The sequence below is a fragment of the Winogradskyella sp. SM1960 genome (assembly GCF_020179375.1).
GTDB classification, from domain to species: Bacteria; Bacteroidota; Bacteroidia; order Flavobacteriales; family Flavobacteriaceae; genus Winogradskyella; species Winogradskyella marina.
The window spans coordinates 441,892-455,068 of the sequence record NZ_JAICBG010000001.1; the positions used below are offsets into that span (position 1 = coordinate 441,892).

The following is a 13,177-nucleotide window of genomic DNA, read 5'->3' on the forward strand; positions in this document are numbered from 1 at the left end:
AGCTTTGTAAAAATAGCTTTACAACCATACAATGTTAAAACATAGAATAGTTTACCTTCTAGTTATTATATTGTGTGCCCAATGTGAATGACCCACATTTTGCTCTTATGAAAACGATCTTTTTATTTGTATTCGTAGTCTTTACAAGCACCCATTTTTTTGCACAAAATGAAGCCTCATATTGGTATTTTGGGCGAAATGCTGGCTTACAATTTAATGCGCAAAATGGAAGTGTTACGCCATTAACAAATGGTCAAATTAATACGCTCGAAGGTTGTACGTCTATTTCAGATGCTGATGGTAGTTTATTATTTTACTCCGATGGAAGAACGGTTTGGAACCGCAACCATCAAATTATGGCAAATGGTAATTATTTTAATGGCACCGGACTTTTAGGCGATCCGTCTAGTACATCCTCTGGATTAATTGTTCCCAAACCAGAAGATCCTGATAAGTACTATCTCTTTACAGTAGATGAACCGCATCAGAACAATGCAAGCACGTATCCAAACCAATATACTGGAACTTATGAAGGAGGTGGCACCATTCCTTCTGCTGATGATGGTTACAATAATGGGTTTAATTATTCATTAGTCGATATGTCTTTAAACGGTGGATTAGGAGATGTAGATCCCATTGAAAAGAATGTGCATTTAGTGACTTATGATCCTTCAATTCTACTAGAAACTCAATATAAAAGTTCTGAAAAAATTACGGCAGTTCGTGCTGAAGATTGTTCCTCATTTTGGGTGATTACACACTTTGGCGATAAGTTTTATGCCTTTAAAATTGATGTCAATGGTGTACAAACCACACCTGTAATTTCAACTGTTGGGCCGTATATTCCTATTGAAGGGTATAGACGAAATTCTTTAGGGTACATCAAAACCTCACCGGATGCTTCAAAGTTAGTTGCTGCCAATTTCGGAGAGGCAACAGTTACAGGAGGCAATGCTCCTGGCAATGTTTTTTTATACGATTTTAATAATGAAACCGGAATTGTTTCTAACCCATTAGAACTCTATAGCTCGCAAAATGGAAATAGTCCTTATGGTGTAGAATTTTCGGCAGAAAACAGAAAAGTATATGCGACGCTAAGCGAAGGTTCTGCAGGCGATGGAACGAGCCACTTATTGCAATGGGATTTAGAAAGTGATGATATTCCAAATTCGCAACAAGTTATTCACTCCTCTAATTCCGTTACAGCTGGCGCATTACAATTAGGCATAGATCGTCGTATTTATAGAGCAAATTTGAGTTACAGTGGCCATCCAACAATTACCAAACACTTAGGCGTTATTAATAACCCTGAAGCCGATGGCTTAGCTGCTAATTTTGACGAAGAAGGCATTTTATTAGATGTATATGGAACCAACCAGAATTTGAGTCAGATTGGTTTACCTCCATTCATTCAATCGTTATTTAATTCTGAAATTGATATTATTAGAAATGGTGTAAGCACAACCGAACTAAAGCTTTGTGCAAATGACACGTACACTTTAGAAGCTGATGACATTGTTAGTGCAGATTATGTTTGGTCTTTAGATGGAGTTCTATTAGCAGAAACCACGTCGCAATTGGTTGTAGATACACCTGGTTATTATGAAGTTTATATTGAACCTAATAATGGAGAATGTCCCATTGAAGGTAGTGCTGTTGTTGGTGTGTTTGATATTCCTGTTGCACATCCTCTTTCTGATGTTGCTGTTTGTGATAGTATTGATAACGACGGATTTACTAGCTTCGATTTTACAACTAAAAATGAAGAAGCCTTATTAACCCAAGATCCTGCACAACACCATGTCAATTATTTTGAAACGATTGAAGATGCAGAGTCTAATGAAAATAGTATGACGTTTCCATATATAAACACTGCTAATCCACAAACCATATATGTGCGTGTAGATAATGTAAATAACACCAATTGTTTTGCTGTTAATTCGTTTGAGATCGAGGTTTTTAATACCCCTCAAACTCCAGCGTTACACCCAATTCAGTTTTGTGATAATGTTGGTGATGTCACTGATGGTATTGCAACCATAGCACTTGGAGATTTAATGCCTAGTATCAGAGGCAATCAAACTGACGTTAATATTACGTTCCATAACTCTCAAGATGATGCTGACTCTAAAGCCAATTTGTTACCTCCAAATTATACCAATACAACAGCAATTAACGACACTATTTTTGTTAGAATTGAAAACGATTTAAATTCCGATTGTTTTATCACAGATAGTTTTAATGTAAGTATTAACCCTATTCCTGAAGCTAATGATATTACTATTATTCAATGTGATGAAGATGGTATTTCCGAAGGATTCACAACCTTTAATCTAACTAATAGTATTAGTAAAATTACTAATAACGCAGAAAATACTACAGTTGATTTTTACAGTTCTCAAACCGATGCTGAAAATGAAGAAAACGCATTAAATGCTGATGCTTTTGAGAATTACTTCAACCCACAGACACTATATGCAAGAGTAACAAACACAACTTCTGAATGTGCTAACATTAGCGAAATTACTTTAGAAATTAGCTCAACAGCTACAAACAACGCAAGTTTATCCTTATGTGACACTGACGGTACAGAAGATGGCATAATGACTTTTAATCTGACTGATGCTAATGCGACTATATTAGCAAATTCGCCTTCAGATTTAGACATTACCTATTATCAAACTTATGATGATGCCTTACTAGCTAATAATTCTTTATCTAATACATACGCTAATACCACACCTTATCAACAAACTATTTACGCACGAGTTGAAAACGCCAATGCATGTTATGGCATAAGTACCATAGACCTCACTGTTTTTAGTTTACCAAATATAGAGATCGCATATGATACGGTTTATTGTCTGAATTCCTCACCAGAACCTATGGTTTTAAATGGAGGTATCAATGACGATTCTCCAAGCAACTATTATTACGAATGGTCTACAGGCGAAAATACATCTGAAATTGAAATTGATGCACCAGGAACTTACACGGTAAGAGTTACTAACACCAATGGATGTTATAATGATCGAACGATTACAGTTTCACCTTCTAATATCGCAACCATAACACAAATTGCGGTTACTGATGCCTCTGAAAATAATTCTATCACTGTGTTAGTCGATGGTGAAGGAGATTATGAATATGCTTTAGACCATAGCAATGGGCCTTATCAAGATAACACCACTTTTAATAATGTACAACCAGGCATATACACCGTTTATGTTCGTGATAAAAACAATTGTGGTATTGCAGAAGATTTAGTTTCGGTTATTGGTTTCCCTAAGTTTTTTACACCTAATGATGACGACGTAAACGATTACTGGCAAGTTTATGGTGTATCTGAACAATTTCAAGCCAATTCAAAAGTGTATATTTTCGATAAATTTGGAAAATTACTCATAAAACTCAATCCATTAAGTTCGGGTTGGGATGGTACTTTTAATGGCGAAAAAATGCCAACGAGCGACTACTGGTTTAAAGTCACATTACAAGACGGACGCACTTACACAAATCACTTTACTTTAAAACGATGACAAACTCCCCTAACCTTATTATAAAAGCGACACTATTAGTATGTTTCTTGTTTTACAGCACATTAATTTTAGCTCAAGAACCTAACGATTGCCAATCTTCGGTAACCGTTTGTGGTAATTCAGATTTCAGCTTAGATGTTAATGGTGTTGGCACACAAGAATTAAACAACTCTAATACCTGTGGAGGTCAAGAAAACAATAGTATATGGTTAGAAGTTAATATTGCCACAGCAGGTACTTTAGCTTTTACATTAACACCTAGTAGCTCTAATATTAATGAAGATTACGACTTTTTTATTTTTGGACCAAATGTGAGTTGTGGAAATATCGGACAAGCTATTCGTTGTTCTACTACAAATCCTGCAGCTGCTAATCAAGGAAATAACAGAACAGGATTAAACACTACATCTACAGAAACCTCAGAAGGTCCAGGTCAGGATGGAGATAGTTTTGTGAGTGCTATCGATGTCTTAGCAGGCGAAAGCTATTTTATTGTTATCGATAGACCAATTGGAAATAGTCCATTTTCTCTAGAGTGGACAGGAACTGCTACCTTTCCTGAAGCTCCATCTAACCCGATAACATCAAACATAACTTCAACAAGTTTACCCAGCATCAATGTTTGTGATTCAACGGCTCCTTTTAATGATAATATCACAGCGTTTGACTTCACTGATTTAACAGATGAAATTATTAATGGAGAATCTGATGTCGTAGTCACCTACCATACATCTGAAAGCGATGCTAACATTAATATTAATCCTTTAGGTACTACTTTCAATAACACAGCGCGTAATGAAACCGTGTATATTAGAATCGAAAACACAACTACAGGATGTTATATTATTAATGATGTGGACATTAATGTTTCCGCACTCACCGAATTTAACACACCTTCAAATTATAACGTTTGTGATGATGATTTAGATGGAGATGATCAAAATGGTATTTCAACTTTTGATTTTAATATTAAATCTCAAGAAATTGTTGATGGCTTTGAAAGTGCTAATTACGCGATTAGCTATCATTTGAGTCAAGCAAACGCCGAGTCATCTGCAGCTCCCTTAGCTTTAAATTATAGAAATGCAGCACCTACTCCAACTGAAATATTTGTTAGAATTCAAGATTTAGATTCTGGTTGTATTGGTTTTACGGTTTTTAATATTACCGTAGATCCTAAACCAATTGCAAATGATGTTACACTGTTGCAATGTGATGAGGATGGCATTCCAGAAGGGTTTACAACATTTAATATAACAGAAATAAACGATGACATTACAGGTGGAGATCCAGATTTAGACATAGCCTATTATCTGTCACAAATAGATGCCGAAAATGAAGAAAATGCTATAGATGGAAATGCTTTCGAGAACTTTTTTAATCCTCAAGTCATTTATACTAGAGTCACAAATACAACTACAAACTGTGTTAATTTTAGTGAAGTTACGTTAGAAGTGAGCACAACGGCATCTAACAATACTAGTTTAGAATTATGTGATACAGATGGCACAGAAGACGGTTTTATGGAATTTAATCTTACCGATGCCAATGGTACCATCTTAGCCGGTTCACCTTCTGGATTAGATATAATGTATTACGAAACGTATGAAGACGCCTTAATTGAAAACAATCCAATTGGTACAACATTTACAAACACTACTCCATACAACCAAACGATTTTTGCACGTGTTGAAAATGCAAACGCCTGTTATGGTATTAGTTCAATTGATCTTACTGTTTTTAAACTCCCAAATATTGATACCACATTTGAAACGCAATACTGTCTCAACTTTTTTCCAGAAACAATTACGCTCAATGGTGGTCTAATTGATGATCTGCCAAATAATTACTACTACGAATGGTCCACAGGCGAAGACACTAATACCATAGAGGTTAGCGAGCCAGGAACTTACACCGTTAGAGTTACAAATACCAACGGCTGTTTTAAAGATAGAACGATCACGGTTTTACCTTCAAATGTTGCAACTGTGACTAATATAGAGGTTGTAGATGCTACGCAGAATAATAGCATCACCATTTTTGTGAGTGGAGAAGGTGACTATGAATACGCACTTGATGATATAAATGGACCTTACCAAAATTCCACAACTTTTGAAAATGTAGAACCTGGACTTTATACAGTTTATATAAAAGACAAAAATAATTGTGGTATCACAGATACTTTGGTTTCAGTTATAGGCTTTCCTAAATTTTTCACTCCAAATGACGATGACAATAATGATTATTGGCAAGTAAAAGGGATATCTTCTCTATTTCAACCCAATTCATCTGTATTCATATTTGATCGTTATGGGAAACTATTAGTAGAGCTCGACCCTTTAAGTGTAGGTTGGGACGGAACATTTAATGGAGAACTGATGCCTACAAGTGATTATTGGTTTAAAGTGAAACTTCAAGATGGACGAACTTTTACTAACCATTTTACGTTAAAGCGGTAATATTAAAAATTGTATTTTCGTTTGACCAATCCGAAAGAATTGAAAACACATTTCTACATACTTTTTTTTCTATTGATTGGCTTAACCTTTCCGGTATTAGCCCAAGACATTTCCTTGTTCCAACAATTTAATGGCAGATACGATTATACAGCAATCGGTAACACGATGAACACAGTTGAAAATGGAACTTTAGGACCTTGCACCATTTTAACTTCATCATCGGCAAACTTAAACCTTAATAGCGAGCAGAATATAGTAGCCGCTTATTTGTATTGGGCAGGTTCACACACAGGAGATTTCGATATTTCATTGAATAATATAGATATTACTGCAGAACGAACATTTAGCGATGCCCTAGATAGCGATCGTGTGTTTTTTGCTGCTTTTGCAGATGTAACTTCAATAGTTTTAGAACAAGGCAATACAAATTACACCATTTCTAATTTTGATCTTAGTGCTGATATTGCTCCCTATTGTCCTACCGGAACAAATTTTGGCGGTTGGGCAATTACCATAATTTATGAAGATAGTAGTCTTCCTTTAAATCAACTTAATGTTTATGACGGTCTACAAAGTGTTCCTGATTTTTTAAGTATAACACTAGATAATTTAAATGTATTAGATAACGAAAATGCAAAAATAGGCTTCGTTGCATGGGAAGGTGATCGATCCATAGCCATTAACGAGCAACTGACCATTAATGGCAATGTCATTAGTAATTATCCATTAAATCCTGCAAACAATGCTTTTAATGGTACAAATTCGTTTACTGGAGCGACCAACTTATACAATATGGATATTGATGTGTATAATATTCAAAATAATATAAGTATTGGAGATACGTCCGCAACTATAGCGCTGACCTCTGGTCAAGATTTTGTAATGATAAACAACATTATCACAGTACTAAACAGCCAGTTACCAGATGCTACAATTACCATTGATAATAACACAGTAGGTTGTGGAGATAGCACCATTGAAGTATTTTACACAGTCCATAACACGAATAGTACAGATATTTTACCTGCCAATACACCAATTGCATTTTATAGTAATAGCGACTTAATTGGTACAAGTGAAACGCAAAATACCATTGCTATTAATGCAAGTGAGAGCAATTCTATATACCTCAACTTACCAGAAGACATTGGTCCAAATGTGACTATTACTGCTATCGTAGATGATGATGGCACAATGAATGGTGTGGTTACAGAATCTAATGAGAACAATAATAGTACGTTTGCAGAAATTGAACTACTCATCATTCCTGAAATAACACTACTCTCTAATCTTATAGGTTGCAATGAAGGGTTTGAAATATCGAGTTATAATTTATTTGACGCCTTAAGGTCTCTTGATTATAATGAAGACGATCTTGCCTTTTATCGATCACTAGACGATTTAGAAACAGAAACGAATGCAATACTGATGCCATCGGACTATAATAATGACTCCAATCCTGAAACTATTTATGCGCGTATAGTAAGTGCACCTTGCTATGAGATATTTCAATTCGATTTAACTATAGAAAACTGTCCTCCGTATATTCCGCAAGGTTTTTCACCAAATAACGATACTAAAAACGACTGGTTTAACATTCAAGATGTATATGACATCTTTACAGAACACGAATTACAAATCTATAATCGTTATGGTGAACTTATTTTTGTTGGTAACAATGAAACACCATGGGATGGCACAACAAATAGAGGACTTAATAATATCGGAAATAAAGTTCCTGTTGGCACTTATTATTATATATTGAATTTAAATGATCCAAATTATAAGCCTTTTATGGGTTGGGTCTATGTAAATTATTAGAATTGTTAAAATTTTAGTTCGTTCGTCTTATTTTTTTGTAAGTTTTCAGGACTTCTTGTAAATTTATAATCTGCTAACATTAGCAATTTATAATTCCCTCCAAAATTTATTTTAACCCTCAAAACGATAACTGAGTAATACCATAAAAAAAGTTCTTTTAAGGAACTGATAATGTATTTTATAGTGTAATAATTTTCAATTTATATGACGATACGTTGCACTTAAAATTAAAAAAAACTTCAATATTTTTCAACTTTTAGAGCCTAAAAGCAGGAATTTTAGCTCCAAACGTTAACATTTAATGTATTTCGTCGTATTATTTTGTATTTCGTCTTATTTTAATATACATTTCGGCCATATTAAATCGAGTGTCTGAGTTGACTCCAAATCTACCCTTCGCTAAAATTATAATCTTAACCGATACAGATGATGTATTTAAATCGTTCCCTCCGCATATTTATTGGCTTAATTTGTAGTATCTCATTCGCACAACAAATCACCGTAGATAATTCAGTTTCACCTCAAGATCTTATTCAAAACACATTAATTCAGGGATGTGTTGAAGTTTCAAATATAAACTCTCCCTCAAACGGATCTTCTATTGGTATAGGTAGTTTCGGATATTTTGAACGTGGCTCATCCAATTTCCCATTTGATAACGGCATTGTACTATCTACAGGAGATGCTACTTCTGCTGGTAATGGTTTAAATAATGACATCCTAAACGAAGGAGATCCAACATGGTTAACAGATAGTGATCTTGAAACCGCTTTAGGTATTTCGGGAACCGTCAATGCAACTTCTATAGAATTTGAATTTATTTCTATTTCAAATCAAATACAATTTAATTATATACTAGCTTCAGAAGAATATTTCGGTAACTTTCCGTGTAATTACTCTGATGGATTTGCTTTCTTAATTAAAGAAGCGGGAACCTCTGATCCTTATACAAACATCGCTGTAATACCTGAAACTACAACCCCTGTAAATACAAATACCATCCACGATGAAATCGTTGGATTTTGTGCAGCGTCTAACGAAGCGTATTTTGAAGGTTATAATATTGGAGACACCAATTATAATGGAAGAACAACGGTTCTTTCTGCAACTGCTTCTGTTCAACCTAATGTACAATACCAAATAAAGTTAGTCATTGCAGATCAAACAGATCAAAATTACGATTCGGCTGTTTTTATAGAAGGTAACAGTTTTGATGCTACTGTAAACCTAGGTGAAGATTTCTCTACTTGTGCTAGTAGTGTTGAATTAGACGGTAATATTAACAACCCAAATGCTGTTTATTCATGGTATTTTAATGATACTCAAATACCATTAACTAACGATGCTACTCTAACCGCTACTGAGTCTGGAAACTATCGTGTTGAAATTCAACTACCACTCGCAGGAAGTTCTTGTGTTATAGAAGATGATATTGATATTACCTTAAGTTCTACGCAAACTTCAGATCCAATTGCAGACTATCAGCTTTGTGATAATTTAAACGAAGACGGAGTGGAAACCTTTGATTTATCAACTAAAGATGCAGAAGTCCTAGCCTCTGTACCGTCATCTACCTATTCAATATCCTATCATTATAACAGCTCTGATGCTGTTAATAATAGTAGTGCTATCACAGGTGCTATTCAAAACACGTCAAACCCACAGCCTATCCATGTAAGAATTGAAGATACGGAAAATGGTTGTTTGGCTTTTTCAACCTTTAATTTAGTTGTAAACTCTTTACCAGTTATTTCTAATCCTACTCCATTAGAAGTTTGTGATAATGGCTCTGAAGACGGAAGAGTTGCTATGGATTTAAATGCCTATAAAGATACTGAAATTACACTTTCCCAACCTAATCTTGTGGTTAGCTACCATAGTTCTGCTGCAGATGCAACTGCTGGTATAAATGCATATTCTATGCCTTTTACCAACACCAATACTACAGAACAAGTTTTTGTAAGTGTTAAAAATACCGAAACAGGTTGTATAAGTACTACAACCCTAGATATTAGCGTTATAGAAAGTCCTATAATTAATACAGAACGTCACTATATAGATGCCTGTGATGCTGATTTAGATGGTTTTGCAACTTTTGATTTAACAACAATAATCCCAAATGTTTTAGAAGGTTTAACTGGTGTATCAGCTACATTTCATACGTCTCCAGAAGAAGCACTTTCTGGTTTAAATCCTATTGCAGACGACACTAATTTTGCCAATACCATTATTGAAGAACAACTTGTATATATTAGAGTAGAAAATGACAATACGGGTTGTGCCTCTATAACACCAATTGAATTACACACCAATCTATTATTAACAGCAACTAATATTAGAAATGTAACTGCATGCGATATCGGTGGTGATGGAACCGAAGAATTCAACTTTGAAAATATTGCAATAGGCATCATCAATGATTTAATTGATGTAGAAGTTATATTTTACGAAACTGAAATAGATAGAGATAATGGAACAAATGCTATTGATCCGTCATTATCATTCAGCTCTACTGATAACCCTCAAACAATTTATATCACACTAGTCAGTCCAACCTGTACTGAGGTAGCAGATTTTGATTTGGTTTTAAACCCAGTAGTTCAATTTGAATCAGTTGTAAGTTTAACCCTTTGTGATGAAGATCAAGATGGCTTTACAACAACCGATTTATCATCTTTAAACAATGATGTAACTAATGGCGAAGAAGGCTACGACGTTACTTACTTTTTAACAGAACAAGATGCGATTGATAATACCAATCCACTTCCTAATTCTTATACAAACACCTCTAATCCGTTTAGGTTATTTCCTAGAATTACAGCGTCTCAAACAGGGTGTTATGATTACAACTCATTTGAAGTCACAATTTTACCTGCACCAGAAAGCGAAAAACCTTTAGACATTATTATTTGCGATGCAGATAGAGATGGGTTTTCCTCAATAAATTTAAGCAATAGTATTCCTAATTCTATTTTAGCAACACCAAATCGTAGTGTTAGCTTCCACAATAGTTTAGAGGATGCACGTTCAGATTCCAATGAAATTCAAGGCTTAGCGAATTACAATGCGCAAACCGAAATTGTTTACATGCGTGTTGAGAATAGCACAACAGGTTGTTACGCGATTGAAGAACTAGATATAATCGTTAACACCTTACCTTATGTTGGAGATCTATCTAACTATATTCACCAATATACATTTTGTGAAGACATATCAGATGGCATAGGGCAATTCATTTTTGCCAACAAAGATGCTGAAGCATTAGATGGCCAAACCGGTAAAAACGTAACGTACTATCTTAACGCTACTGATGCCGAGAATAAAACAAATGTTATTGACAAAAATAACGTTTATGAAAACATCAGCAACCCACAGCAAATTCATGTAAGAATAGATAATATTACAGATGAATCTTGTTACACCACCTCTTCGTTCACAATTGAAGTAGGTACAAATCCTGTTTATAACGAGCCAACTAATTGGTTTGTTTGTGATGATATTTCAAATGATGGATCTGAAGAATTTGATTTTTCTAGCGTTGTAGATGAAGTTACGGCTGGAATTTCTGATATACAGTCTGTAAAATTCTTTACCACTGAAAATGATGCTATTAATAGCACCAATGAAATTCCATTGCAATTCACAAATACGGTAAACCCGCAACAAATTTTTGTACAAATAGATAATGGTACAATTTGTCAATCTATTACGTCATTTGTTGTTAATGTCATTAAAGTTCCGGATGTAACACTTCCTGAACCGTTAATTGTATGTGATGATGATACTGACGGTTATTCTGAATTTGATTTAACAGAAGCTGAAGCTAACATTACAGATGTAAGACAACAAAATATTGTAATAGAATATTTCGCTAATTTTGAAGATTCTGAAGCTAATGTGAATCCTATTGCTAATCCTGCAAATTACACAAACATATCAAATCCTCAAACCGCTTATATGAAAGTAACCAATACGGTTTCGAATTGTTCTGCGGCACTTCCTATAGAAATGATTGTAAATCAGCCACCAATTATTAATAATTTTGAAACGTATGAAACATGTGCTAATGCATCTAATACAGTGGATCTAACAGAAATAAATGAAATAGCAACTGATGTGACTTACAATGTTTTATTTAGTTATTTCTCTAATGAAGCCGATGCTATCGCTAATACAAACGCTTTAGATACTAATTACACATATCAGAGTAACTATGATACGCTATTTGTTAGAGCAGAATACAGCACAACGCACTGTGCTATGTATTACGAGTTTAACTTGAGGGTTAATCCGGTGCCAATCGCCAATCAGCCTAATGATTTAGTAGCTTGTGATGATGATTTTGATGGTCTTTTAGACTTTGACTTAGCGCAACAAAATGCAAGTATACTAGGAGGTCAAAACCCTAATTTATATACGGTAACTTATCATAACACAGCACTTCAGGCTAATGAAAACAATTCAGTTTTAGACACTACTGACTATATCGCTTTTGATAGTGAAGTAATCTACGCTCGTGTAGAAAACAATGTAACAGGATGTTATTCTGTTACCTCGTTTACAGCTATTATAAACCCGCTTCCAGTGGTAGATGTTAGAGATCAAGTTATTTGTATAGATAATTCACCAATATTAGTTTCTGCAAACACTAATATTGCATCAGACTCTTATTTATGGTCAACGGGTGAAACCACACCTGAAATTGATATCGCAGTTGTCGGAAATTATTGGGTAACAGTAACCACAGAGTTTGGTTGTGAAAGCACAAGTTATTTTGGAGTTACTGAATCTGAAACAGCGACTATAGAAACTACTGAAGTTGTCGATTTCTCAGACCCAAATAACATTACAGTTACCATTAGTGGTATAGGTAACTATCTTTATCAACTAGACGATTTTGAACCGCAAGAATCTAACGTATTCGAAAATGTAGCCATGGGTTATCATACGGTTACAATCATAGATCTAAATGGTTGTGCTAATGTTACCAAAGAAGTTTTAGTTGTTGATATTCCTAAATTCTTTACACCTAATAATGATGGTGATTTTGACACTTGGCATATTGTAGGTATAGAAACCTTACCTGGCACTATTATTAATATCTTTGATAGATACGGTAAACAACTTAAACAGTTAACCTCTAGTTCACCAGGATGGAATGGCTATTACAATGGTCATAAAATGCCAACGAGTGATTATTGGTTTGTCGCTGAAATACAACGTGGTTCTATTGCTTTTGAAGTTAAAGGGCACTTTACACTAAAACGATAGTTCATAGCTATAAGCATTATTAGTATATAAAAGTGTCTTTTATTTAAACCCTTTACTTTTTTTATGTGGTTACACGAAAAAAGAAGA

General features: G+C 34.5%; 4 protein-coding genes. All 4 read left to right on the forward strand.

All coding sequences use genetic code 11. From position 1 onward, the window contains the following. Positions 1–107 precede the first annotated feature (107 nt). The gene (locus K1X16_RS02085; protein ID WP_225034865.1) at positions 108–3,539 is read left to right on the forward strand and encodes a T9SS type B sorting domain-containing protein; all 3,432 of its coding nucleotides are present in this window, start codon (positions 108–110) and stop codon (positions 3,537–3,539) included. Beyond that, a complete protein-coding gene (locus tag K1X16_RS02090; protein ID WP_225034866.1) occupies positions 3,536–5,998 on the forward strand; it encodes a T9SS type B sorting domain-containing protein in 2,463 nt (820 codons plus the stop codon). Before K1X16_RS02085 ends, K1X16_RS02090 begins: the two co-directional genes overlap by 4 nt. 39 nt (positions 5,999–6,037) lie before the next feature. After that, positions 6,038–7,819, forward strand: coding sequence for a gliding motility-associated C-terminal domain-containing protein (locus K1X16_RS02095; protein ID WP_225034867.1), 1,782 nt, complete (start codon positions 6,038–6,040; stop codon positions 7,817–7,819). A 426-nt stretch (positions 7,820–8,245) separates the two neighbouring features. Next, on the forward strand, positions 8,246–13,090 hold the full coding sequence (locus tag K1X16_RS02100) for a T9SS type B sorting domain-containing protein (RefSeq protein WP_225034868.1): 4,845 nt from the start codon (positions 8,246–8,248) through the stop codon (positions 13,088–13,090). Positions 13,091–13,177 lie beyond the last annotated feature (87 nt).